This is a genomic window from Streptomyces liliifuscus (assembly GCF_016598615.1).
GTDB lineage: Bacteria > Actinomycetota > Actinomycetes > Streptomycetales > Streptomycetaceae > Streptomyces > Streptomyces liliifuscus.
In genome coordinates, this window is record NZ_CP066831.1 from 6,491,260 (window position 1) to 6,515,625 (window position 24,366).

24 protein-coding genes are annotated in these 24,366 nt (G+C 70.8%); 17 read left to right on the forward strand and 7 right to left on the reverse strand.

The annotated features are described in order from the left end of the window. The first annotated feature begins 19 nt into the window (after positions 1-19). Both rpsI and glmM read left to right on the forward strand, forming a co-directional pair. Entirely contained in the window at positions 20-547 is a 528-nt protein-coding gene (rpsI, locus tag JEQ17_RS28075) for a 30S ribosomal protein S9 (protein WP_055614905.1), read from the forward strand. A 267-nt stretch (positions 548-814) separates the two neighbouring features. Continuing rightward, on the forward strand, positions 815-2,173 hold the full coding sequence (gene glmM, locus JEQ17_RS28080; RefSeq protein ID WP_200397763.1) for a phosphoglucosamine mutase: 1,359 nt from the start codon (positions 815-817) through the stop codon (positions 2,171-2,173). A gap of 177 nt (positions 2,174-2,350) precedes the next feature. Here glmM and JEQ17_RS28085 read toward each other — a convergent pair whose 3' ends face one another. Together JEQ17_RS28085 and coaA are read right to left on the reverse strand one after the other, a co-directional pair. Further along, complete coding sequence (locus JEQ17_RS28085) at positions 2,351-3,280, reverse strand: DUF389 domain-containing protein (protein WP_200397764.1); 930 nt, start codon at positions 3,278-3,280, stop codon at positions 2,351-2,353. Positions 3,281-3,347: 67 nt separating this feature from the next. Continuing rightward, positions 3,348-4,337 carry a type I pantothenate kinase gene (coaA, locus tag JEQ17_RS28090; RefSeq protein WP_200397765.1) on the reverse strand — a complete coding sequence of 330 codons (990 nt, stop codon included), beginning with the start codon at positions 4,335-4,337 and terminating at the stop codon, positions 3,348-3,350. 175 nt (positions 4,338-4,512) lie between these two features. Here coaA and JEQ17_RS28095 point away from each other — a divergent pair, with 175 nt between their 5' ends. From JEQ17_RS28095 to tsaE, 10 genes are all read left to right on the forward strand, one after another. After that, on the forward strand, positions 4,513-4,761 hold the full coding sequence (locus JEQ17_RS28095; RefSeq protein ID WP_200402120.1) for a hypothetical protein: 249 nt from the start codon (positions 4,513-4,515) through the stop codon (positions 4,759-4,761). Between the two features lie 119 nt (positions 4,762-4,880). After that, the gene (gene glmS / locus JEQ17_RS28100; protein ID WP_200397766.1) at positions 4,881-6,728 is read left to right on the forward strand and encodes a glutamine--fructose-6-phosphate transaminase (isomerizing); all 1,848 of its coding nucleotides are present in this window, start codon (positions 4,881-4,883) and stop codon (positions 6,726-6,728) included. Positions 6,729-6,749: 21 nt separating this feature from the next. After that, entirely contained in the window at positions 6,750-6,974 is a 225-nt protein-coding gene (locus JEQ17_RS28105; RefSeq protein ID WP_200397767.1) for a hypothetical protein, read from the forward strand. Between the two features lie 4 nt (positions 6,975-6,978). Next, positions 6,979-7,458: a hypothetical protein gene (locus tag JEQ17_RS28110; RefSeq protein WP_200397768.1), complete on the forward strand. Its 480-nt coding sequence runs from the start codon at positions 6,979-6,981 to the stop codon at positions 7,456-7,458. A gap of 9 nt (positions 7,459-7,467) precedes the next feature. Beyond that, positions 7,468-7,839, forward strand: coding sequence for a holo-ACP synthase (locus JEQ17_RS28115; RefSeq protein ID WP_200397769.1), 372 nt, complete (start codon positions 7,468-7,470; stop codon positions 7,837-7,839). 210 nt (positions 7,840-8,049) lie between these two features. Continuing rightward, positions 8,050-9,492, forward strand: a complete 1,443-nt coding sequence (locus JEQ17_RS28120) for an NAD(P)H-hydrate dehydratase (protein ID WP_200397770.1) — start codon at positions 8,050-8,052, stop codon at positions 9,490-9,492. 134 nt (positions 9,493-9,626) lie between these two features. Further along, on the forward strand, positions 9,627-10,529 hold the full coding sequence (locus tag JEQ17_RS28125; RefSeq protein ID WP_200397771.1) for a L,D-transpeptidase: 903 nt from the start codon (positions 9,627-9,629) through the stop codon (positions 10,527-10,529). Positions 10,530-10,564: 35 nt separating this feature from the next. Beyond that, entirely contained in the window at positions 10,565-11,716 is a 1,152-nt protein-coding gene (alr, locus tag JEQ17_RS28130) for an alanine racemase (protein ID WP_200397772.1), read from the forward strand. 135 nt (positions 11,717-11,851) lie between these two features. Further along, a complete protein-coding gene (locus tag JEQ17_RS28135; protein WP_200397773.1) occupies positions 11,852-13,102 on the forward strand; it encodes an alpha/beta fold hydrolase in 1,251 nt (416 codons plus the stop codon). Further along, positions 13,068-13,619, forward strand: coding sequence for a tRNA (adenosine(37)-N6)-threonylcarbamoyltransferase complex ATPase subunit type 1 TsaE (tsaE, locus tag JEQ17_RS28140; protein ID WP_200397774.1), 552 nt, complete (start codon positions 13,068-13,070; stop codon positions 13,617-13,619). The genes JEQ17_RS28135 and tsaE overlap by 35 nt, the downstream gene beginning before the upstream one ends. Before the next feature lie 537 nt (positions 13,620-14,156). Here tsaE and JEQ17_RS28145 read toward each other — a convergent pair. Next, positions 14,157-14,738, reverse strand: coding sequence for a hypothetical protein (locus tag JEQ17_RS28145; protein ID WP_407700086.1), 582 nt, complete (start codon positions 14,736-14,738; stop codon positions 14,157-14,159). Positions 14,739-14,821: 83 nt separating this feature from the next. On the opposite strand from JEQ17_RS28145, the gene tsaB reads away from it, so the two are divergent. The 4 genes from tsaB to JEQ17_RS50185 are packed head-to-tail and all read left to right on the forward strand — an operon-like array spanning position 14,822 to position 17,349. Next, on the forward strand, positions 14,822-15,478 hold the full coding sequence (gene tsaB / locus JEQ17_RS28150) for a tRNA (adenosine(37)-N6)-threonylcarbamoyltransferase complex dimerization subunit type 1 TsaB (RefSeq protein WP_200397775.1): 657 nt from the start codon (positions 14,822-14,824) through the stop codon (positions 15,476-15,478). Beyond that, entirely contained in the window at positions 15,475-15,990 is a 516-nt protein-coding gene (rimI, locus tag JEQ17_RS28155) for a ribosomal protein S18-alanine N-acetyltransferase (protein WP_407700087.1), read from the forward strand. The genes tsaB and rimI overlap by 4 nt, the downstream gene beginning before the upstream one ends. Next, on the forward strand, positions 15,983-17,098 hold the full coding sequence (gene tsaD / locus JEQ17_RS28160; RefSeq protein WP_200397776.1) for a tRNA (adenosine(37)-N6)-threonylcarbamoyltransferase complex transferase subunit TsaD: 1,116 nt from the start codon (positions 15,983-15,985) through the stop codon (positions 17,096-17,098). The genes rimI and tsaD overlap by 8 nt, the downstream gene beginning before the upstream one ends. After that, positions 17,095-17,349 carry a hypothetical protein gene (locus JEQ17_RS50185; RefSeq protein ID WP_234048393.1) on the forward strand — a complete coding sequence of 85 codons (255 nt, stop codon included), beginning with the start codon at positions 17,095-17,097 and terminating at the stop codon, positions 17,347-17,349. The genes tsaD and JEQ17_RS50185 overlap by 4 nt, the downstream gene beginning before the upstream one ends. A gap of 91 nt (positions 17,350-17,440) precedes the next feature. Here the strand turns inward: JEQ17_RS50185 and JEQ17_RS28165 are convergent, their stop codons facing one another. The 4 genes from JEQ17_RS28165 to JEQ17_RS28180 form a co-directional block, all read right to left on the reverse strand. Next, positions 17,441-19,750 (reverse strand): beta-xylosidase/alpha-l-arabinosidase, encoded by a 2,310-nt coding sequence (locus tag JEQ17_RS28165; RefSeq protein ID WP_200397777.1) that lies wholly within the window; start codon positions 19,748-19,750, stop codon positions 17,441-17,443. 32 nt (positions 19,751-19,782) lie between these two features. Further along, positions 19,783-20,688, reverse strand: coding sequence for a carbohydrate ABC transporter permease (locus JEQ17_RS28170; RefSeq protein WP_200397778.1), 906 nt, complete (start codon positions 20,686-20,688; stop codon positions 19,783-19,785). A 4-nt stretch (positions 20,689-20,692) separates the two neighbouring features. Beyond that, the gene (locus JEQ17_RS28175) at positions 20,693-21,508 is read right to left on the reverse strand and encodes a carbohydrate ABC transporter permease (protein WP_234048788.1); all 816 of its coding nucleotides are present in this window, start codon (positions 21,506-21,508) and stop codon (positions 20,693-20,695) included. 113 nt (positions 21,509-21,621) lie between these two features. Further along, positions 21,622-23,025, reverse strand: a complete 1,404-nt coding sequence (locus JEQ17_RS28180; RefSeq protein ID WP_200397780.1) for an ABC transporter substrate-binding protein — start codon at positions 23,023-23,025, stop codon at positions 21,622-21,624. Positions 23,026-23,144: 119 nt separating this feature from the next. Here JEQ17_RS28180 and JEQ17_RS28185 point away from each other — a divergent pair, with 119 nt between their 5' ends. Beyond that, positions 23,145-24,203 carry a LacI family DNA-binding transcriptional regulator gene (locus tag JEQ17_RS28185; protein ID WP_200397781.1) on the forward strand — a complete coding sequence of 353 codons (1,059 nt, stop codon included), beginning with the start codon at positions 23,145-23,147 and terminating at the stop codon, positions 24,201-24,203. Positions 24,204-24,366 lie beyond the last annotated feature (163 nt).

Below are 24,366 nucleotides of genomic sequence, written 5' to 3' on the forward strand. Positions count from 1 at the left end.
AAAGAATCTGAGGAGAATCGTGGCCGAGACCACCGTTGAGCAGCCGGTCGAAGAGACTGAGACCGAGCTCGTCGACGTCGAGCAGTACACCACCGAGTCCGAGGTGCCCGTCGAGGGCGAGTACACCTCGGAGTCCCTCGCCGGCCGCTTCGGCGACCCGCAGCCGGCCGCCGGCCTGGGCCGTCGCAAGAACGCCATCGCCCGCGTCCGGATCGTCCCGGGCTCCGGCAAGTGGAAGATCAACGGTCGCACCCTTGAGGACTACTTCCCCAACAAGGTGCACCAGCAGGAAGTCAACGAGCCCTTCAAGGTGCTCGAGCTCGACGACCGCTACGACGTTGTCGCCCGCATCTCGGGTGGCGGCGTCTCCGGTCAGGCCGGTGCCCTGCGCCTCGGCGTGGCCCGCGCGCTGAACGAGGCGGACGTGGACAACAACCGCGGCGCCCTCAAGAAGGCCGGATTCCTCAAGCGTGACGACCGTGCGGTCGAGCGCAAGAAGGCCGGTCTCAAGAAGGCCCGTAAGGCCCCGCAGTACAGCAAGCGCTAAATATCGCTCAGCTGTTTTGCACGAAACGCCCCGGCGGCACGTTCTGTGCCGCCGGGGCGTTCGTTTACCACAACCTTGGAACAGGTCCGGAAGTCTGCCTCGAGACAGGCCTGCAAGGCGGCAGCCTTGCGACGCACCTGGGAGATATACAGGTCCGGGGGATATACCTGACAGGGGTCGTAGCCGGACCCTGACAAGGGCCGCAGCCGGACCCCTGGCCTGAGCCGCACGTTTCTGAGTAAGCCTGAGCAAGTTCGGAGGACACCAGTGGGACGACTCTTCGGGACGGACGGCGTACGCGGTGTCGCCAACGCGGATCTGACGGCCGAGCTCACGCTCGGCCTCTCCGTGGCGGCGGCGCACGTACTGGCCGAAGCGGGAACCTTCGAAGGCCACCGGCCGACGGCGGTGGTCGGACGGGACCCGCGCGCGTCCGGGGAGTTCCTGGAGGCCGCCGTGGTCGCGGGCCTCGCCAGCGCGGGCGTGGACGTCCTGCGCGTCGGCGTCCTGCCGACCCCCGCGGTGGCGTATCTCACCGGTGCGCTCGGCGCCGACCTCGGTGTGATGCTCTCCGCCAGCCACAACGCCATGCCGGACAACGGCATCAAGTTCTTCGCCCGCGGCGGACACAAGCTCGCCGACGAGCTGGAGGACCGGATCGAGGCCGTCTACGAGGAGCACCGCACCGGCGCTCCCTGGGACCGGCCCACCGGCTCGGGCGTCGGCCGCGTCCGTTCGTACGAGGAGGGCTTCGACCAGTACGTCGCCCATCTCCTCACGGCCGTTCCGAACCGTCTGGACGGTCTGAAGGTCGTCCTCGACGAGGCGCACGGCGCGGCCGCCCGCGTCTCGCCCGAGGCCTTCACCCGCGCGGGCGCCGAGATCGTCACGATCGGTGCCGAGCCGGACGGGCTCAACATCAACGACGGGTGCGGCTCGACCCACCTCGGTCTGCTGAAGGCCGCCGTCATCGAGCACGGGGCCGCTCTCGGCATCGCGCACGACGGTGACGCCGACCGGTGCCTCGCCGTGGACCACACGGGGGCCGAGGTCGACGGCGACCAGATCCTCGCCGTGCTCGCGCTCGCGATGCGGGAGCGTTCCGAGCTGCGGTCCGACACCGTGGTCGCGACGGTCATGTCGAACCTCGGGTTCAAGCTGGCCATGGAGCGGGAGGGGCTGTCCCTCGTGCAGACCGCGGTCGGGGACCGGTATGTGCTTGAGGAGATGAAGGAGCACGGGTTCGCGCTCGGCGGCGAGCAGTCCGGACACGTGATCATTCTTGACCACGCGACCACGGGTGACGGGACGTTGACCGGGCTGCTGCTCGCGGCGCGGGTCGCTCAGACCGGTCGTACGCTTCGGGAACTCGCGTCCGTGATGGAGCGGTTGCCGCAGGTTCTCATCAACGTGCCGGATGTCGACCGGTCGCGGGTGGGGACGTCCGCGGAGTTGGCCGCGGCGGTGGGTGAGGCCGAGCGGGAACTCGGGGCCACCGGGCGGGTGTTGTTGCGGCCTTCCGGGACCGAGCCGTTGGTTCGGGTGATGGTCGAGGCGGCGGATATTGATCAGGCTCGGTCTGTGGCTGGGCGGCTCGCTGATGCGGTGAAGTCCGCGCTCGGTTGATCCTTGGGCCGGGTTGGGGGCGGGGGCTGCTGTTCTTTGCGGGGTGCGGGTTCGTTGTGGCTTGTCGCGCAGTTCCCCGCGTCCCTGAAAGCCAAAGGATTGCGCAGTTCCCCGCGCCCCCAACCCCAGCCTCAGCCCCAGCCCCAGCCCCAAAAGGCTGCGCAGTTCCCCGCGCCCCTAAGGGCGGGCTCTCTGCTTTGACCAGAACCACTTCTGGGCCAGGAGGGTCAGCGTTCCTGCGAGGACGATGCCCAGGAGGTTCAGGAGGAGTTGGTTGGTGGAGCCGAGGGTTTGGGTGGTGTCTCCGTAGCTGAGGGCCACGGCGGCGTTGGCGGCGGCCGGGACCGTGGTGACGGAGATGGCGACGCCGACCAGGAGGCCCGACTTGGCGGAGGTCAGGGAGAGGGTGCCGGCGATGCCCGCGAGGACCGCCACGACGAACGAGAACGCGTCCGGGGCGTAGACGAAGGCCGTGTTCGGGCGGTCGCCCTCCAACTGGGCCTCGCTGAACAGGCCGAGGGCGTCCATGAAGAGGCTGAAGGCGACCGTCACCGCCATCGCCACCGCGAAGCCCACCAGCAGCGCGATCAGGGAGCGCAGGGCCAGGCGCGGGTGCCGCTGGACCAGGGCAGTGCTGAAGCCCGCCAGCGGGCCGAACTCCGGGCCCACCGCCATCGCGCCCACGATCAGGATCGCGTTGTCGAGCACCACACCGCACGCCGCGATCATCGTGGCGAGCGTGATGAAGGCGATGTACGTGACCGAGAGCGTCGACTCCTCGTGCGTCGCGTCCGCCAGGTGCTCCCACAGGACCGCGTCCGCGCCCTCGCCGGGGGCGTCGTCCGCCGCCTTGTCGGCACGATCCGACAGCGACAGGTCGATGTTCTCGACGGCGATCGAGCCGTGCGTGTCGATCTCCAACTCGCGCAGGCCGCCGATCAGTTCGTCGCCGGCCTCGCGCGCCACGTCGACCATCACGATGTCGCCCGCGGGGTTGCGGGCGGCACCCGGTACGACCGCCAGGTGAGTGGTGCCGACCGTGTTCTCGATCAGGCGGACCACGGCGTCGGTTCTGTCGGCCGGGGTGATCAGGCGGAGATGCAGCATGCCCCGCAGAGTAGCCGCGGAGGATGACGGACCGGGGCATCGCCCTCGCAGCTGCCCTTCAGCTCCTCTACAGCTTGCGCAGGCTCAGTTTCTGCACCTTGTGGTCCGGGCCCTTGCGGATGATCAGGGTGGCGCGGCCGCGGGTGGGTGCCACGTTCTCCAGGAGGTTCACCTTGTTGATCGTGCGCCAGGTCGTCCGGGCGTAGTCGAGGGCCTCGTCCTCCGACACCTGCGTGTACTTGCGGAAGTACGAGGACGGGTTCTGGAAGGCGGTGGCGCGCAGCTTGCGGAAGCGGTTGAGGTACCAGGCCTCGATGTCCTCGGCCCGGGCGTCCACGTACACGCTGAAGTCGAAGTAGTCGGCGAGGCCGACGCGGGTGCGGCCGTCCTTGCCGGGGAGGGCGGGCTGCAGGACGTTCAGGCCCTCGACGATCAGGATGTCCGGGCGGCGGACGGTGAGCCGCCTGCCGGGGACGATGTCGTAGATGAGGTGCGAGTAGACGGGGGCCGTCACCTCGTCCTTGCCCGCCTTGATGTCCGCGACGAAACGGGTCAGCGCCCGGCGGTCGTACGACTCGGGGAAGCCCTTCCTCGACATCAGGCCGCGGGCCTGGAGCTCCTTGGTCGGCAGCAGGAAGCCGTCCGTGGTGACCAGCTCCACGCGCGGGTGCTCCGGCCAGCGGGACAGCAGGGCCTGCAGCAGGCGCGCGACGGTGGACTTGCCGACGGCGACCGAGCCCGCGACGCCTATCACGAACGGCGTACCGGACTGGGAGCCCTTCTCGCCGAGGAACGTGTTCAGGGCGCCGCGCAGGCCGTCGGTCGCGCCGACGTAGAGGTTGAGGAGCCGGGAGAGCGGGAGGTAGATGTCCCGCACCTCGTCGAGGTCGATGACATCGCCCAGGCCGCGCAGCTTCTCCACCTCCTCGGCGGTCAGCGGCAGCGGCGTCTTCTCACGCAGCGCGCTCCACTCGGAGCGGGTGAGGTCGAGGTAGGGAGTCGCCTCCGGCCTGGGCCGGTGGGCGCTCCGCGGCAACGAGGAGACCGGTGAGATCACAGTTCATTGTTACGGGAGTTTGAACAGGGTGGCGGGTGGAGTCCGTCACGTCGGTGCGTTCTACACGCGTCCGGAGGCGTCCGCGGGTATGGACCGCCGGGTCGTACGGGGATAGCGTCCCGCCATCCGGGAGCGAGCCGCCTTCCGGTGTTCTGGGGGGTTTGGGGTGGTCGTCATGGCCGTGCGTTTCCGCGTGCGTGGATTCGGCAGACGCAGACCGGGTCCGGCGGCCGGGGTCCCGTCGCTGGAGCACGAGGGCCGGGTGTGCAGCGAACTGGCCGTCGACCTGCCGGACGAGGACCTGGGGGAGTACCTCTACGACTGCATCGACCTGTACGAGATGGGCAGCAAGCCGCGCTGCGAGGAGGTCGAGTACCTGGGGATGGTGCAGGAGGCCATCGACCGGATCGAGCGGGGCGAGTAGGGGAGCGGGGAGCAGGGCGCTCGGGCTGCTCCGGGCGTTCCGGGCTCTCCGGGCGCCAATTTCCGATATCGGGCACGCGGTGCCGGGGCGGGGCGGGCGTCGGCATCTAGGCTGCCGCCATGTGCGGAATCGTGGGATACGTGGGGTCGCAGTCGGCGCTCGATGTGGTGGTGGCCGGACTGAAGCGGCTGGAGTACCGGGGTTACGACTCGGCGGGCGTCGCGGTGCTCGCGGACGGCGGGATGGCCGCCGCGAAGAAGGCCGGGAAGCTCGCCAACCTGGAGAAGGAGCTGGTCGAGCGGCCGTTGCCGACCGGGTCCACGGGCATCGGGCACACGCGGTGGGCCACCCATGGAGGGCCGACCGACGCGAACGCCCATCCTCATCTCGACAACGCGGGGCGGGTCGCCGTCGTCCACAACGGCATCATCGAGAACTTCGCCGCCCTGCGCGCCGAGTTGGCGGAGCGGGGGCACGAGCTGACCTCCGAGACCGACACCGAGGTCGTCGCGCATCTGCTCGCCGAGGAGTTCTCCGCGTGCGCCGATCTCGCCGAGGCCATGCGGCTGGTGTGCCGGCGGCTGGAGGGCGCCTTCACGCTGGTCGCCGCGCACGCCGACGAGCCGGATGTGGTGGTGGGGGCCCGGCGCAACTCGCCGCTCGTGGTCGGGGTCGGGGAGGGCGAGGCGTTTCTCGCCTCCGATGTCGCGGCGTTCATCGCGCACACCCGGTCCGCCATCGAGCTCGGACAGGACCAGGTGGTCGAGCTGCGGCGGGACGCGGTGAGTGTCACCGGATTCGACGGACGACCTGCCGAAGTGCGCCCGTACCACGTCGACTGGGACGTGTCCGCCGCAGAGAAGGGCGGCTACGACTACTTCATGCTCAAGGAGATCGCCGAGCAGCCGAAGGCCGTCGCCGACACGTTGCTCGGGCGGATCGACGCGAGCGGGGCGCTCTCGCTCGACGAGGTCCGGATCTCCCCGAGCGAGCTGCGGGAGGTCGACAAGGTCGTGGTGGTGGCGTGCGGGACCGCCTTCCACGCCGGGCTGATCGCCAAGTACGCCATCGAGCACTGGACGCGGATCCCGTGCGAGGTGGAACTCGCGAGCGAGTTCCGGTACCGGGATCCGATCCTGGACGCGCGGACGCTGGTGATCGCCATCTCGCAGTCCGGGGAGACCATGGACACGCTGATGGCGCTGCGGCACGCGCGGGAGCAGGGGGCCAGGGTGCTGGCCGTCTGCAACACCAACGGGTCGACGATTCCGCGGGAGTCCGACGCGGTGCTCTACACGCACGCGGGTCCTGAGGTCGCGGTCGCCTCGACCAAGGCGTTCCTGACACAGCTCGTGGCCTGCTACCTGGTGGCCCTGTACCTGGGCCAGGTCCGCGGGACGAAATGGGGCGACGAGATCCAGGCCGTGGTCCGTGACCTGTCCCGGATCTCGTGCGAGGTCGAGCGGGTGCTGGAGACGATGGAGCCGGTGCGGGAGCTTGCGCGGTCCCTCGCCGGGAAGAACACGGTGCTGTTCCTGGGGCGGCACGTGGGGTATCCGGTGGCGCTGGAGGGCGCGCTCAAGCTCAAGGAACTCGCCTACATGCATGCCGAGGGCTTCGCGGCGGGGGAGCTGAAGCACGGGCCGATCGCCCTGATCGAGGAGGATCTGCCGGTGGTTGTCGTCGTGCCGTCGCCTCGGGGGCGGTCCGTGTTGCACGACAAGATCGTGTCGAACATCCAGGAGATCCGGGCGCGGGGGGCTCGGACGATCGTGATCGCGGAGGAGGGGGACGAGGCGGTGGTTCCCTACGCGGATCACCTGATCCGCATCCCTGCGACACCGACGTTGCTTCAGCCGCTGGTGGCGACCGTTCCCTTGCAGGTGTTCGCGTGCGAGTTGGCCACCGCCCGGGGCAACGAGGTGGATCAGCCGCGGAACCTGGCGAAGTCGGTGACGGTGGAGTAGGGCGACTTCAGCGCTTCTTTGATGGGTAAGGCCAAGGGCAGGGCTGAAGGGGAGGCGAAGGGGATCCTGCTTGTACTGGACGTGCGCGGCATCCCCGTGCCGACCGACGTGCGCGAGCGCATCACCACCTGCACCGATCTCGACCGCATGGACGCCTGGCTGGAGCGTTCCCGTACGGTCGAGCGGGCCGAGGATCTGTTTGCCGAGGACCCGGAGGTCCCGTCGAGCCCCTCCGAAGGGGCCTGACCGGATGGGCGGTTCTGAGGCGGAGAGCGGTCAGGCGGACGGCTCGGAGGATACGGACGACTCCGAGGACGAGTTGTTCAACCTCTTCCGGTTCACTACGACGTGCCTCGCGTTGGGCATCCCCAAGGAGAAGGTGGCGGGCGAATTCCGGCACTCGCTGGAGGACTTCAGACAGCGCGGAGTTCTGCCCCTTGAGGAACTGGCCCAGCTGAGAGCCTCCACGGACGCGGGCACAAAGGAGCACCCTGCCCAGTGGGCCGCAGGTTTCGCCGCGGGATATCTCGCGGCCTGGGCCGCAGCGATCCTGCGTGTCCTGGACATCCGCGGTCTCGACTTTGGTCAGGACAAGCATCTTTTCCGACCTCTCAACCTCTGCACCGACGCGGACCTGCTCACCCGCTTTCTCGACCGTGCCGTCACCGCGACACACGCGGCCGATCTGGTCGCCGGGGAGCCGAGCCTGCTGGAACGCGACGGATCGTAGAGTGCCCTGATGAGCATCATCGGGGTCGGAATCGACGTAGCTGAGATCGACCGGTTCGCGGCGTCGCTGCAGCGGACGCCTGGGATGGCCGAACGGCTGTTTGTGGAGAGCGAGTTGCTGCTGAGCAGCGGGGAGCGACGGGGTGTCGCCTCCCTTGCCGCCCGCTTCGCTGCGAAGGAGGCGCTGGCCAAGGCGCTGGGCGCGCCGGGGGGCCTGCGCTGGACCGATGCCGAGGTCTACGTCGAGGACAGCGGGCAGCCCCGGCTGCGGGTTACGGGGACCGTTGCTGCGCGGGCGGCTGAACTGGGGGTTCGGTCGTGGCACGTTTCGTTGAGCCATGACGCGGGGGTGGCTTCTGCGGTGGTGGTGGCGGAGGGGTAGGGGTGGTTTCGTCGCCGCCTGCGGGCGGGTGGGGGCTGATCGCGCAGTTCCCCGCGCCCCTAAAAGACTGCGCAGTTCCCCGCGCCCCTGGGTGGGTGGGGCTGCGGCTCGTCCGTCAGGGGCGCGGGGAACTGCGCGACCAGCCCCCACGCACCCGCAGCCGACGTACCGGCTCGGCGCGCAGTGGCGGAATGCGGGAAACTCGGGGCCATGCGTACTGCGTACAGCGTGGAGACGGTCAGGGCGGCTGAACGGGAGTTGATGGGGCGGCTTCCGGAGGGGGCCCTGATGCAGCGGGCGGCGGCCGGCCTGGCCGCGGCCTGCGCCGAGTTGCTGGGGCGCGTCTACGGAAGCCGGATCGTGCTGCTGGTGGGGAGTGGCGACAACGGAGGCGACGCCCTCTACGCCGGCGCCCGCCTGCGCAGACGCGGCGCGGGCGTCACGGCCGTACTGCTCGCACCCGACCGCACCCACACCGGCGGACTCGACGCCCTACGACGGGCGGGCGGCACGATCGTGCGAGGGGCGGACGCGGACGCCGCGGCGGAGTCGATCCGTCGCGCCGACCTCGTCGTCGACGGCATCGTCGGCATTGGTGGGAAAGGCGGCCTGCGGCCCGACGCCGCACCCCTCGCGGACCTGGCCCGCGACTCCCGCGCCGCCGTCGTGGCCGTCGACCTGCCCAGCGGCGTCGAGGCCGACAGCGGGGAGGTGCGGGGCGCCGCCGTGCGGGCCGATCTGACCGTGACCTTCGGGACGCACAAGCCGGGGCTGCTCGTCGATCCCGCGAAGGAGTACGCCGGGTCCGTGCGGCTCGTCGACATCGGGCTCTCGTTGCCCGACGAGGCGGACATCGAGGCGTTGCAGCACGCCGACGTGGCCGCACTGCTGCCCGTGCCGGGGGCCGAGAGCGACAAGTACCGGCGCGGGGTCGTGGGGATCGCCGCCGGGTCCGCCCGGTATCCCGGTGCGGCCGTGCTGGCCGTCGCCGGGGCCCTGCGGGGCGGGGCCGGGGCCGTGCGGTACGTCGGGCCCGCCGGGGACGCGGTGATCGCGCGGTTCCCGGAGACGCTGGTGTCGGACGGTTCGCCCGAGAGGGCCGGCCGGGTGCAGGCCTGGGTGGTCGGACCCGGGGCCGGCGACGACGCCGATTCCGTGGCGGCCGTGCTGAAGTCGGACGTCCCGGTCCTCGTGGACGCCGACGGGCTGCGGCTCGCGGACCGGGACGTCGTACGGGCCCGGACCGCGCCCACGCTGCTGACGCCGCACGCCGGTGAGGCCGCCGCGCTGCTCGGCGTCTCGCGGAACGAGGTCGAGGGTGCCCGGCTGACCTCCGTACGGGAACTCGCGGCGGCGTACGGGGCGACCGTGCTGCTCAAGGGGTCCACCACCCTCGTGGCCGAGCCCGGTGGCGGGGCGGTGCGCGTGAATTCCACCGGCACCGCCTGGCTCGCCACCGCCGGGAGCGGGGACGTGCTGTCGGGGCTGACCGGGTCGCTGCTCGCCGCCGGGCTCGGGACGCGGGACGCGGGCAGCGTGGGGGCGTATCTCCACGGGCTGGCCGGACGGTTCGCGGCGGACGGGGCGCCCGTGGGGGCGTACGACGTGGCCGACGCGGTGCGGGAGGCCTGGCGGGACGTCATGGAGGGCTGACCGCTCCCGCGTTACCGTCGCGCCTCGCCAGGGACGTGTCCCACTCCATCGCGTACCCCTTCCGCGTGCGCACAACGGGCGACCCTTCCGCGCGGCTGAACCCCGTACGCCGTCCCAACGGTTTCGCTGGGGGCATGGTCCGTCAGAGAACCGTTGCCGTGTTGGTCGCCGTCATCACGGCGCTGTCCGTGCCGGGGGCCGTCGCGGAGCCTCCGCCCGCACCCGGCGCCTCCGGGGTCCCCGCGCCGCTGAGCGAGCTGGTGCCGGGGGTGCCCCCGGGGCCGTCCCAGCCGTGGCAGTTGGACACCCCCGACCAGGCGCTGACCCCGAAGGTCTACACGCCGAGCGCCGACGAGGACGCCGCCGAGCCGCCCGACGCCGCCGCGGAGAGCGACGAGCTGATCGAGTACGTACCGCTGAGTGACGCCGTGGAGCGGCAGTCCGGGGTCGTGGCGTGCAGCAAGCAGACCGGGCCGTACCAGCGGCAGGTCGAGCGGTGGCTGCGGCTCAGGGTGGACGGCAGGCAGTCCGCGAGCGACTGCCGGGTCATCCGGGCCTTTCAGATCAGATACGGGATCCGGCCCGACAGTGGCTTCGCCGGGCCCGTGACCTGGGCGAAGATGCAGCTCCTGTCGGCCGCGAAGAACCCGAACGCCGCCGGGAAATGCCCCGTACGGGCCTACCGGGTCGCCTGTGTCGATCTCACCCGGCAGCTGACCTGGGTGCAGAAGGGCACGAAGGTGCTGTTCGGGCCGGTGCCGATCCGCAGCGGAAAGGCCGGGTACCGGACCAGGTCCGGCTGGCACCGCGTCTACTGGAAGCACAAGAACCACTGGTCGACGCTCTACAACACCCCCATGCCGTACAGCCAGTTCTTCAGCGGCGGGCAGGCCTTCCACGGCATCTACGGCAGCGTCTACAACCCGCCCGGCTCGATGGGGTGCGTGAACATGCGGATCGCCGACGCTCGCACGCTGTGGGGCGTGCTGTACAAGGGCGACAGCGTGTACGTGTGGGGCCGTAGGCCCGGTACCTGAGGGTTGTGTCCGACCCCTCTGAGACACTGGGCACGATGACTGAAACTGCACCCGCGCGGGCCCGCGCCGAGATCGACCTGGCCGCACTGCAGGCCAATGTGCGGGCTCTGCGTGCCCAGGCGCCGACGGCCGCCCTCATGGCGGTGGTCAAGTCCGACGCGTACGGACACGGGGCGCTCCCGTGTGCCCGCGCGGCCCTGGACGCGGGCGCGACCTGGCTGGGCACGGCCACGCCCGAGGAGGCCCTGGCCCTGCGCGCGGCCGGACTGTCGGGCCGGATCATGTGCTGGCTGTGGACCCCGGGCGGGCCCTGGCGGGCGGCCGTCGAGGCCGATCTGGACCTGGGGATCAGCGGGTTGTGGTCGCTGCGTGAGGCCGTGGAGGCCGCGCGGGCGTCCGGCCGTGCGGCCCGCGTCCAGCTGAAGGCCGACACCGGGCTCGGGCGGAACGGCTGCCAGCCGGCCGACTGGCCCGAGCTCGTGGCCGAGGCCCTGCGCGCCGAGGCCGAGGGGCTCGTCAAGGTCACCGGTCTGTGGTCCCACTTCGCCTGCGCGGACGAGCCCGGCCATCCCTCCGTCCAGGCCCAGCTCGGCTGCTTCCGCGAGATGCTGGCGTACGCGGAGGGGCAGGGCGTCCGCCCCGAGGTCCGGCACATCGCCAACTCGCCCGCCACGCTCACGCTCCCCGAGAGCCACTTCGACCTCGTACGGACCGGGATCGCGGTGTACGGCGTCTCGCCCGGCCCCGAGCTGGGCACCCCGGCCGACCTCGGGCTGCGCCCGGTGATGACCCTGTCGGCGTCGCTGGCGCTGGTGAAGCACGTACCGGCGGGGCACGGCGTCAGTTACGGACACCACTACGTCACTGCGGGCGACACGACCCTCGGCCTGGTGCCCGTCGGGTACGCGGACGGCATTCCGCGCCACGCCTCCGGCACCGGGCCCGTCCTGATCGCCGGCAAGTGGCGGACGGTCGCGGGACGGGTCGCGATGGACCAGTTCGCGGTCGACCTCGGCGGGGACGAGCCACCGGTCGGCGAGAGGGTCGTCCTCTTCGGGCCCGGCGACCACGGCGAGCCGACCGCCGAGGACTGGGCCAAGGCCGCGGGCACGATCGCGTACGAAATCGTCACCCGGATCGGAACCCGGGTGCCGCGCGTTTACGTGAATACCGAACAAGCGGGGTAACCGCATAGATGCCGGGCACGGCATCGCGGGAACCGGCAGCACGACCAAGCAGCACGACCAAGCAGTACGACTGACACCAAGAGCGACACCGACGACGGACGACATGGGCAGCACCCCGGCGAAGAGGAGCGGTACGTGAGCGAGAGCAGTGCGGAGGCCGCCGTGGAAGCGGCCACGGCCGCAGCCTCGGCCGTCTCCGCAGCGGGGGGCGCGAACTGGCGCAGGGCCGGGATCGCGGGCGCCGCGATAGGCGTGGTCGCCGCGGGCGCCGCCGCCGGAGTCGCCATAGAGCGGCTCACGGTCGGCCGGGGCATGCGCAGGAAGGCCAGGCTCGCCCTCGACTCGGCCGGTCCGTACGGGTCGTTGCGCGGCATGCCGGGCAAGGCCGTCGCGGACGACGGCACGGAGCTGTACTACGAGGTGGACGAGGTGGAGCCCGACTCCACCCTCGCCCCGCGCCGCCGGCGGCTCTTCGGCCGCAAGTCCCCGGCCCCCGTCACCGTCGTCTTCAGCCACGGCTACTGCCTCAGCCAGGACTCCTGGCACTTCCAGCGGGCCGCGCTGCGCGGTGTCGTGCGGACCGTCCACTGGGACCAGCGCAGCCACGGCCGCTCCGCGCGGGGCGTGGCCCAGGTCCAGGACGACATGCCGGTCACCATCGACCAGCTCGGCCGCGACCTGAAGGCCGTCATCGACGCGGCCGCGCCCGAGGGACCGATCGTCCTCGTCGGCCACTCGATGGGCGGCATGACGGTGATGGCGCTGGCCGACCAGTACCCCTCCCTGATCCGCGAGCGGGTCGTCGGCGTCGCCTTCGTCGGTACGTCGTCGGGGAAGCTCGGCGAGGTCAACTTCGGGCTGCCCGTCGCGGGCGTCAACGCGGTGCGGCGGGTGCTGCCCGGAGTGCTGAAGGCCCTGGGGCAGCAGGCCGCGCTGGTGGAGCGCGGGCGGCGGGCCACGGCCGACCTGTTCGCCGGGATCATCAAGCGGTACTCGTTCGCGTCCAGGGACGTCGACCCGGCGGTCGCGCGGTTCGCGGAGCGGCTGATCGAGGGCACACCCATCGACGTGGTCGCGGAGTTCTATCCGGCCTTCACCGACCACGACAAGACGGAGGCGCTCGTCCACTTCGCCGAGATGCCCGTGCTCGTACTGGCCGGGGTCAAGGATCTGGTCACGCCGAGCGAGCACAGCGAGGCCATCGCCGATCTGCTGCCGGACGCCGAGCTGGTGCTCGTGCCGGACGCCGGGCACCTGGTGATGCTGGAGCACCCCGAGGTCGTCATAGACCGGCTGGCCGACCTCCTCACCCGCGCGGGAGCCGTCCCTGCAGGGGCTACCGTGGGTGGTTATGGAAGCACCAGCAGCACCGCGCAACCCGGCTGAGTCCTCGGGACCCTCGGAGCCTTCCGTGGCCGGCGTCACCACTGAGATCACCGTCAACTCACCCGAACAGATGCGGGAGTTGGGCCGTCGGCTCGCCAAGCTGTTGCGCGCCGGCGACCTCGTGATGCTCACCGGCGAACTCGGCGCGGGCAAGACGACGATGACCCGCGGGCTCGGCGAGGGGCTCGGCGTACGGGGTGCGGTCACCTCGCCCACCTTCGTGATCGCACGCGTGCACCCGCCCCTCGGCGGGGGTCCGCCGCTGGTCCATGTGGACGCGTATCGCCTGGGCGGCGGGCTGGACGAGATGGAGGACCTCGACCTCGATGTCTCGCTGTCCGACTCCGTGATCGTCGTGGAGTGGGGCGAGGGCAAGGTCGAGGAGCTGGCCGAGGACCGGCTGCACGTCCTCATCCACCGGGCCGTCGGCGACACCACCGACGAGGTACGGCACGTCACGCTGACCGGGGTCGGGGAGCGGTGGGCGACGGTCGGGCTCGGCGCGCTCTCCGCCTGATCCGGCCTGGTCCTCGTAGGTTCGCCCCAACATTCCGACATGGCGTCGGGAAGATGTTGCGTCGGGCGGCTTCGGCGTGTTCACATGGACGGAGGAGTTGGTTAGGTCTACCTAACCACGTCTGCTCCCGGAGCCGCTAGGAGGCCGCCATGGCGACGTCTGAACGTGACGTGTCGCGTCCGCGGGTTTCTGTGGAGCGGGAGCCTTCTGGGGTGGCTGGGGTGTCGATGCGGGAGTTGCTTGCGGCGGGGGTGTTTGCGCGGGTCGTTTCCACGCCGCCGGCCCCACCGGCTTCGCCGGTTCGGGAGGAACGGCGGCGCGCCGCGTAGCGCTCTGCGGGGGCGTCGTTCGGATTCTGCGGGTGCGCTGTGGCTGGTCGCGCAGTTCCCCGCGCCCCTAAAAGATTGCGCCGTTCCCCGCGCCCCTAGGAGCGCGCCGTTCCCCGCGCCTCCGAAAGACAAAAGACTGCGCCGTTCCCCGCGCCCCTGAGGACCGCGCCTCTGAGGGCCGCGTTCCTGGTGGGGTGCTCGTGTTGGTCTACTTGATTACCGTGATCTTTGCGCCGATGGTGGCGAACTCCCACATGGCTGTGCCGTCTTCGCGGGATTCGCGGATGCCGCCGAGCTTCTTCGAGGAGGCGGGGGCGGAGGTCGTGCCGTTCAGGGCGGCGCTGAAGCCGATCGCTACGCCGGACACGTTCGTGAAGCGGACGACGTGTTCCACGGCGACGCCGTCCGAGCCGGTGATCTTGCCGGAGCGGGAGGTGACGACGTACGTGGCGGGCGTGGGATCCACCGTTCCGGGGGTCACCTTGAACGTCCGCTTGACCCGGTCACCCGCCCCGACGAGCCACACGCGGTCGTCGTCCACCGAGTAGACGACCCGTCGTCCCGTGCCCGAGTCGGAGGGCAGTGCCGTCGGGTGCTGTTTGTCCCGGGGGGCCTTGGCGGCCGCGGTCTTCGAGGAGTCGTCGGCCCGGGAGGAGCCCAGGCCGCCCGGCACGTCCGCCGACGCCTGGTAGGCGAGGAAGCCGATCGCCGCGAGCGCCGCCGCGGTGAGCCCGGCCACGATTCCCGAGCTGCTCCGAACCACCTTGGGTGCCCACCTCTCGTACGGCATTTATGACTTCTGTGACGTTAGCAGCAGGTATGCGACGGATTGGGGCGGCCGTGCTCCGAGCCCGGGCGCCGTAGGCTGTTCGCGTGCTCTTGCTCGCTCTGGATACCGCCACCCCCGCCGTCACCGTCGCGCTGCACGATGGGACGTCCGTCATCGCCGCCTCCAGTCAGGTGGACGCACGCCGGCACGGGGAGTTGCTCCTGCCGGCCGTCGACCGGGTGCTCGCCGAGGCCGGGCTGCGGCTCGACGCCGTCACCGGCATCGTGGTCGGCGTGGGCCCCGGCCCGTACACCGGGCTGCGCGTCGGTCTGATGACCGCCGACACCTTCGGGCTCGCGCTAGGCATCCCCGTACACGGACTGTGCACGCTCGACGGTCTCGCGTACGCGGCCGACAGCTCCATCGCCGACGGGCCTTTCGTCGTGGCCACCGACGCCCGGCGCAAAGAGGTCTACTGGGCGCGGTACGCCGACTCGCGCACCCGGGTCACCGAGCCCGCCGTCGACCGGCCGGGCGACCTGGACATCGGCGGTCTGCCCGCCGTCGGCGCGGGTGCGCTGCTCTACCCCGACACCTTCCCGGACGCGCGCGAACCCGAGCACGTCTCGGCGGCGGCGCTCGCGTCCCTGGCGGCGGAACGGCTGGCCGCGGGCGAGGAACTGGAGGCGCCCCGGCCCCTCTATCTGCGCCGGCCGGACGCCCAGGTGCCCAAGAACTACAAGGTGGTCACACCCAAGTGACGAGCGCGGTGCTGCGCGAGATGCGCTGGTGGGACATCGAGCCCGTGCTGGAGCTCGAGAAGGACCTCTTCCCCGAGGACGCCTGGTCGCGGGGCATGTTCTGGTCGGACCTGGCCCATGCGCGGGGGCCCGGGGCGACTCGGCGGTACGTCGTGGCCGAGATCCCGTCCGGGTCCGGGGGCGGTGCGCGGATCGTGGGGTACGGCGGGCTCGCCGCCGCCGGGGACGTCGGTGACGTACAGACCATCGCCGTCGCCCGCGAGCACTGGGGCACCGGCCTCGGCGCGCAGATACTGACCGAACTGCTGCGGGCCGCGACCGCGTTCGAGTGCGCCGAGGTGATGCTCGAATGCCGCGTCGACAACATCCGCGCCCAGAAGCTGTACGAGCGCTTCGGGTTCGAGGCCATCGGATTCCGGCGCGGCTACTACCAGCCGGGGAACGTGGACGCGCTCGTCATGCGACTCAACGACCCATCGACATCCGTACAAGGAACCGAGATCAATGGCTGACGAACCGCTCGTCCTCGGCATCGAGACCTCCTGCGACGAGACCGGCGTCGGCATCGTCCGCGGCAGGACCCTGCTCGCGGACGCGATCGCGTCCAGCGTCGACGAGCACGCGCGCTTCGGCGGAGTGGTGCCCGAAGTCGCGTCCCGTGCGCACCTGGAGGCGATGGTCCCCACCATCGAGCGGGCGCTGAAGGAGGCGGGCGTCAGCGCGAGGGACCTGGACGGGATCGCCGTCACCGCGGGCCCCGGGCTCGCGGGCGCGCTGCTCGTCGGGGTGTCGGCGGCGAAGGCGTACGCGTACGCGCTGGGCAAGCCGCTGTACGGGGTCAACCACCTCGCCTCGCACATCTGCGTGGACCAGTTGGAGCACGGGGCGCTGCCCGAGCCGACCATGGCGCTGCTCGTCTCCGGCGGGCACTCCTCGCTGCTGCTCTCCTCGGACATCACGAGTGACGTACGGCCGATGGGCGCGACCATCGACGACGCGGCCGGTGAGGCCTTCGACAAGATCGCGCGAGTGCTGAACCTCGGCTTCCCCGGCGGGCCTGTCATCGACCGGTACGCCAAGGAGGGGGACCCGGGTGCCATCGCCTTCCCGCGCGGGCTCACCGGGCCGCGGGACCCCGCGTACGACTTCTCGTTCTCCGGGCTGAAGACCGCCGTGGCTCGGTGGATCGAGGCCAAGCGGGCGGCCGGGGAGGATGTGCCGGTGCGGGATGTGGCCGCGTCCTTCCAGGAGGCCGTCGTCGACGTGCTGACGCGCAAGGCGGTACGGGCCTGTCGTGACGAGGGTGTCGACCACCTGATGATCGGTGGGGGAGTCGCCGCGAACTCGCGGCTGCGGGTGCTTGCGCAGGAGCGGTGTGAGGCCGCGGGGATTCGGCTGCGGGTGCCGCGGCCGAAGTTGTGTACGGACAATGGGGCGATGGTTGCCGCGTTGGGGGCGGAGATGGTTGCGCGGGGGCGGGCCGCGTCAGACTGGGATCTGTCCGCGGATTCCTCGTTGCCGGTTACTGACACGCATGTGCCTGGGCAGGCGCATTCACATTCCCATTCGCATGGTCATGATCATGTGCATGAGGTCAGTAAGGGCAATCTGTACTCATGACTGTTGCGTTGATGTGGGAGGCGCGGGCTGTTGAGGGGCGGGGGGAGGAACTGCTCGCCTGGGTGAGGGGGCAGGACCTCCCGGCGCGGCCCCTGCGTCGGGAGGTCCTGCGGGCTCCGGGGGATCGGGTGCTCGTCATTACGTGGTGGGATGCCGCGTATGAGTCCGAGCTGCCTGAGTTGCCGGAGCCGGCTGGGGAGTTGGTTGCGCGGGCTGTTCATCGGTGGCGGTTCGAGTCCCTCGACGGGTAGGGGTTCCGGGGGTGTTTGTCGGGTGCCGGCCGGTGGGGGCTGGTCGCGCAGTTCCCCGCGCCCCTAAAAGATTGCGCCGTTCCCCGCGCCCCTAGGGCGCCTCCGTTTCCCTTGAAGCGCAGTGCAGGCGGCGGTTTGGGCCCAGTTGGCGTTCCGGGCCCGTCAGGGTTATGTGGGTCGTGTGGTGGGTGGTTGTGCTGGAGCTGCCCAGGCGGAGTTCCAAGGCGCCTGGTTCCACGATGCGTTGGCCCCTCCCGTCCGTGAACGCCGAAAGGTCCGGGTGGAAGGTGAAAGTGATGCGGCGGGCCTTGCCGGGGGGCAGGGTGAGGCGGTGGTAGGCGATCAGGCGGACGTCGGGGCGGGTTACGCGGGCCACCGGGTCGTGGAGGTAGAGCTGGACCACCTCCGTGCCTTCTCGGGGGCCCGTGTTGCGGACCGTGACCGACACGTCGTACGAGTCGTCCGTGCCGATCTCCGTCTCGTCCCGGTCCTCGAAGTCCTCCCAGATGAAGTCCGTGTAGCCGAGGCCGTGACCGAAGGGGTGCAGGGGGGTCGGGTCGAGGTTGCTCACCGTGCCGGCCAGGCCCAGTGGGGGCTGGAGGTAGGTCCACGGCTGGCCGCCGGGCTCCTGCGGGACGCTCACGGGGAGCCTGCCCGAGGGGTTCACGCGGCCCGACAGCACTCCTGCCACTGCCGGGCCGCCCTCCTCCCCCGGGAAGAACGCCTGGACCGAGGCGGCCAGTTGGTTGTGCCAGCGGCCCAGCGCGTACGGGCGGCCGGTGAGCAGGACCAGGACGACCGGGGTGCCGGTGGCCGTCAGGGTGTCCAGCAACTTGGCCTGTACGCCCGGGAGTTGTAGGTCCCCCACGTCACAGCCCTCGCCCGATGTGCCCCTGCCGAAGAGGCCCGCCCGGTCACCCAGTACCGCCACGCAGACGTCCGCCTCGGCGGAGCGTGCCACCGCCTCCGCGAAGCCCGAGGTGTCCGGGTCCGTGGTGTCGCAGCCCTCGGTGAACGTGACCTTGGCGTCGGGGAGTTCGGTGCGCAGGGACTCCAGGAGAGTAGGGATCTCGATGCCCATCGGCCGGTCGGGGTGGTTGATGCCCACGTGCGAGGGGAACGAGTAGCAGCCCAGCATGGCGAGGGCGTCGGCGGCGCGCGGGCCGACCACGGCGATCCGGGTGTCGGGGGCGAGGGGGAGCAGGCCGTCCGGGTTGGAGAGCAGGACGACGGACTCCTCGGCGAGGCGGCGGGCCAGCACCCGGTTCGCGGTCGAGTCCAGGTCGATCGGGCCGGTCGGCTCGGGGGTCCAGTCCTCGTCCAGCAGGCCCAGTTCGCACTTCTGGCGCAGCACCCGGGCGGCTGCCCGGTCCACCAGGGACTCGGGGATCGTGCCCGCGCGTACCGCCTCGACCAGCGGGTCGCCGTAGCAGCGGAGGGTGGGGAGTTCGACGTCGATGCCGGCCGCCAGGGCCGCGTGGGCGGCCTGAGCCTTCGTGCCCGCGACCCGGTGCAGGGTCTCCAGGAAGCCGACGCCGAAGTAGTCGGACACGACCGTGCCCGTGAACTGCCATTGGTCCCGCAGGAGTTCGGTCAGCAGATACGGGTCCGAGGACGCGGGCACGCCGTCCGTGTCCGTGTACGCGGCCATCACCGAGCGGGCCCCGCCCTCGCGCAGCGCGAACTCGAACGGCGGCAGGGTGATGTCGGCGAACTCGCGCACACCGGCTCGTACGGGGGCGAGGTTGCGGGCGCCCGCGGAGGACGCGTACCCCGCGAAGTGCTTGAGCGTGGCGACGACTCCGGCGGACTCCAGGCCGCGGACGTAGGCCGCGCCGATCGTGCCGACCAGGTACGGGTCCTCGCCGATGGTCTCCTCGACGCGGCCCCAGCGGGGGTCCCGTACGACGTCCAGGACGGGGGCCAGGCCCTGGTGGACGCCGACCGAGGCGAGGTCCCGGCCGATGCGGTGGGCCATCTCCTCGACGAGGTCGGGGTCGAAGGTGGCGCCCCAGGCCAGGGGGACCGGGTACGCGGTGGCGCCCCAGGCGGTGAAGCCCGCAAGGCACTCCTCGTGGGCGACGGCCGGGATGCCGAAGCGGCCGGCCTCGGCGATACGGCGCTGGGCGCGGGCCAGTGCCTGCGCGCCGAGCGCCGGGTCCACGGGGGCCGAGCCGAAGGAGCGGGTCAGCTGGCCGAGGCCGTGGGTGATCAGCTCGTCCCAGTCGTAGTCCGAGGTCATCTCCAGCTGGTTCGGGGCGACTCCGTCGCCGTCCGTGGCGGCTCCTACCCACACGCCGTACAGCTGGGCGGTCTTCTCCTCCAGGGTCATCCGGGCGAGCAGGTCGTCGACCCGGGCCTCGGCGGGCAGGGCGGGATCACGCCAGGGGGCGGTGGTCATGAAACTCCTGTCGGGGTCAGAGTCGAGTGGGTTCACTTGCCGCCCACGCCCATCAGGCCGCCCACCAGGGCTCGGCGGGCCACCAGGTACACGGCGAAGATGGGGATGCCGGAGAGGACCACCGAGGCGAGCAGGGCGGGGATGTTCACGCCGAACTGGCTCACGTAGTTGAAGAGTCCGAGGGTCAGGACGCGTGGGCCGTCGGACTGGGTGAAGATCAGCGGGAAGAGGAAGCCGTTCCAGGCCTGGAGCGCCGCGAAGATGACGACCGTGCTGATGCCGCCCTTGGCCAGCGGGACGGCGAGCTGGAACAGCATCCGCTGCGGGGAGGCGCCGTCCAGGGCCATCGCCTCGTACAGGTCCTCCGAGACGTCCCGCAGGGTGCCGACGAGGACGAGGACCGAGACCGGCATCGCGAAGGCCGCGGTCGGCAGGATGACCGCCAACAGGCTGTCGTACAGGTTGAGTTTGGCGATCAGGAGGTAGAGGGGGACCACGACCGCCTGGGCCGGGATCGCCACGCCGAGGAGGAACAGCCGGAAGGCGAGGCCCGACCAGCGGTTGCGGGTACGGACGGCGACGTACGCGATCGGGACGGACAGGCCGAGGACGATGGCCACGACCGCGACGGCCACGATCGCGGTGTTGCTGAGCAGATGGCCGAAGCCGCTGTTCAGCACGGTGTTGTAGTTGTCGAGCGTCGGACTCGTGGGCGGGTTCAGCGGGTTGCCGGTGAGTGCCTTGTCCTGGCTGGTGAGCGAGGCCGACAGCATCGCGTAGATCGGGACGAGGACGATCGCGAGCCAGATGACCGAGCCGAGGCCCGAGACGGGGTTGCCTCGCCTGGTCCAGTGCTTGCGGCGGCGTCGTGGGGGCGGTGGCGTGGGGCGCTCCTCGGTCTTCGCGGGACGCGGACGCGGCAATGTGTCGTGTGACACTCCGTCACATCCCTTCGCGGGTGCTGCGCATGCTGCCGAAGCCGGTCAGCCGCACGAGGATCAGGGACAGCCCCGTGGCGGCCACCACCAGGAAGGACGCGATGGCGCTCGCGTAGCCGAAGTCGTAGCTCTTGAAGCCCGCCTCGTACATCAGGTACGGCAGGATCGCCGTGTCGGTGCCCGGGCCGCCCTTGGTGAGGATCAGCACGGTCTCGAAGTACGTGAGCGAGCCGACGACCAGCAGCACGGTGGACGTCGTGACGGTGTGCCGCAGCTGCGGGAGCGTGATCGAGAAGAACTGGCGGTAGCGGCCCGCCCCGTCGATCGCCGCCGCCTGGTAGAGCACCTCGGGTATCTGACGGGCCCCGCCCTGGTAGATCAGGGTGTGGAAGGGGATGAACTGCCAGCCGCCGACGAAGACGATCGCGAGGAACGCGCCGCTGGAGGAGCCCAGGATGTTCTCCTGGATGATGCCGAAGTTCGGGTCGAGCAGGGCGTAGAAGAGCAGCGCGATCGCCGTCGAGGAGAGCAGGAACGGCACGAAGAAGATCGCGGACAGGACCGCCCGGTTGCGCTGGCGGCCCGCCGCCCAGACACCGAGCAGCAGGGCGATCACCGTCTGGAAGACCCAGCTGGCCGCCGTCAGCAGGACGGTGAGCCACAGGGACTGGACCATCCGGTCGTCGTTGACCAGCTTCCGCCAGTTGTCCAGGCCGACCGGCTGCGGGTCGCCCAGGCCGTCCCAGCTGGTGAAGGAGAGGTAGAAGGCCAGGACCATCGGGACGACGGCGAAGAACGCGAAGAAGAGGACGCCGGGCAGGGCCCAGGCCGCGTGCGGGCGGCCGACGGCGGAGGACTTGGGCGACTTGGCGGGCGGGGTGGACGTGGTGGCAGTCGGTTCTGTGGGGCGGGCCTTCGTCGGGCTCGGTGCGCTCACTTCAGCTCCTTGAGCGCCGACACGAACTGGCTCGGCGAGGACTTCCCGACGAACAGCTTGTTGATCTCGGTGAGCATCGGCGTCGCGATGTCCGCGCCCAGCGCCTGGTCCCAGGAGAGCGTGAAGGCGGGCGCCTTCTCGACCATCTCGTACTGGAACGTGGCGAACTCCGGGTTGGGCGAGGCCTCCAGCAGCTTGGCCGCGTTGGCGGTCGTCGGGATGTCGCCGTTGGCCACCAGCGCCTTCGCGTACGTCTCCGAGGCGCAGTCCTTCAGGAAGGCGATCGCGGCGTCCTTGTTCTGCGTACGGGCGTTGACGGACCAGTAGTTGGTGGGGTTGCCGACGACGTTGCGGATGTCGCCCGTGCCGCCCTCGACCGTGGGGAACGCGCACCAGCCCAGGTTGTTCTTCGCGAAGGACGGGAACTTGCCGAGCTGCGTCGAGTACTCCCACGAGCCCATCAGGTGCATCGCCGCCTTGCCCTTGGCGAAGACGGCCGGGGCGCCGCCGTTGACGTACGACACCGAGCTGAACTTCGAGCCGAACGCGCCGTCGTCGATGAGTTCCTTGACGGTCTCGGCGGCCTTGAGGACGGCCGGGTCGCCCCAGGCGGACGCGTCGCCGCCCTGGATCTTCGCGAAGACCTCGGGGCCGCCGATGCGGTCGACGAGGTACTCCAGCCACATCAGCTCGGTCCAGGTGTCGGCGCCGCCGAGCGCGAACGGAGTGATCCTCGCGGCCTTCAGCTTGGCGTTGATGTCCTGCAACTCGGCCCAGGTGGTGGGCGGTTGGAGCTTGTGCTCGGCGAAGACGGACTTGTTGTAGAAGAGGATGACCGGCTGCATGCCGCGCATCGGTATGCCGTAGTTGCGGCCGCCGAGTCCGCCGGCCGCGAGCACCGAGGGCAGGAAGCCGCTCTTCAGGACCGGGTCGTCCGCGATGGTGTCGGTCAGATCGATGAGCTGGTTCGCCTCCTGGTAGGCCTTGATGGAGCCGCCGCCCCAGTTGAAGAAGACGTCGGGGGCGCTCGGGGAGCCCATCGCCGTGCGGAGCTTGGCCGAGTAGTCCGAGCCCGGGACCTTCTCCAGTTTCACCTTGCCCTTGGCCGACTTGCTGGCAGCGGACTTGTTGAAACGGTCGACGGCCGCCGTCTGGACCTTCACCGCGTCGTCCCCGTACACCATGGCCGTGATCGTGCTGCTGCCCCCGCCGGAACCGTCGCCGGAGCCGCAGGCGGTCAGACCAGTGGTGAGCAGGGTGGTGGCACCGGCGCCGAGGACCCAGCGCCTGCTGAACGTCCTGCTGTCGAACGTCCGGCTGCCCAGGCTCCCGGGGCTCTCGCCCGTGGGCTGCCCGCCCGTGGGCCGTCCGCCGTTGGACCGCCCGCTGATCGACTCCATGACAGCACCTCTTTTTGGACTCGCGACACGAATGTTTCGGAAGGCACTTCGAATGTTCCGGGAACGTATGGCTGCCGAAGGGCTTCGTCAAGAGGTTGCGCAGGGATACGATCCGGTCCATGACTCGCCCGAATCCCGCTGTAGCCCAGTCGGCGACACTCGCCGAGATCGCCCGCGAGGCGGGAGTCTCCGCTCCGACTGTTTCGAAGGTGCTCAACGGCCGTGCCGATGTGGCCCCCTCGACCCGCACCAGGGTCGAGGAACTGCTGCGCAACCACGGCTATCGGCGCCGCCGGGCCGAGGCGTCCCGGTCGCCGTTGATCGACCTGGTCTTCCACGAACTGGAGAGCGCGTGGGCGATGGAGGTCATCCGGGGCGTGGAGAACGTGGCGCGGGACGAGGGGCTGAGCGTGGTCCTCTCCGAGAGCGCGGGCCGCCTCACGCCCGGGCGCACCTGGGCCGACCAGGTCGCCGCCCGCCGCCCGCACGGTGTCGTCCTCGTCCTGAACGGGCTGGACGAGTCCCAGCGGGCGCTGCTCACCAGCCGCTCGATCCCGTTCGTGGTGGTCGACCCGGCGGGTGACCCGGGCGACGACGTGCCGTCCGTGGGCGCCACCAACTGGCAGGGCGGCCTCGCGGCCACCCGTCATCTCGCCGACCTCGGCCACCGGCGCATCGGCGTGATCAGCGGACCCTCACGGATGATGTGCAGCCGCGCCCGGCTCGACGGCTACCGCGCGGCGCTCGACACGGCCGGGCTGCCCGCCGATCCCGCACTCGTCCGCACCGGCGACTTCCACCACGAGAGCGGCTACCGGGAGGGCCTTGCGCTGCTGAAGCTCCCCGACCGTCCGACGGCCGTCTTCGCGGGCAACGACCTCCAGGCGCTCGGCCTGTACGAGGCCGCCCGCGAGCTGGGTCTGCGCGTACCGGAGGACCTCAGCATCGTCGGCTTCGACGATCTGCCGGTGGCCCGCTGGGTCGGCCCGCCGCTGACCACGGTCCGTCAGCCGCTCACGGAGATGGCCGAGGCCGCGGCCCGGCTCGTCCTCGACCTCGGCCGCGGCGAGCGCCCGTCCGCCGCGACCCGGGTGGAGCTGGCCACGAGCCTGGTGGTGCGCAGCAGTACGGCGGCGCCGGCGGGCGAGGGGCGGGCGGCGTACTTCGGCGCACAGTGACCGAGTCGGCCCGTGAGCTGCGCCGGACCGGCGCTTCGAAACTTTCGAAGATCCTCGACGGGTGCTGGGTGGGGCGCCGCGCGGGCTGCGATGCGGGCTGCTGTGCGGGTGCCGTCCGCCCCCGGCGGCAACTGAGAAGACTCAACGAAATATGAGAGTTTGA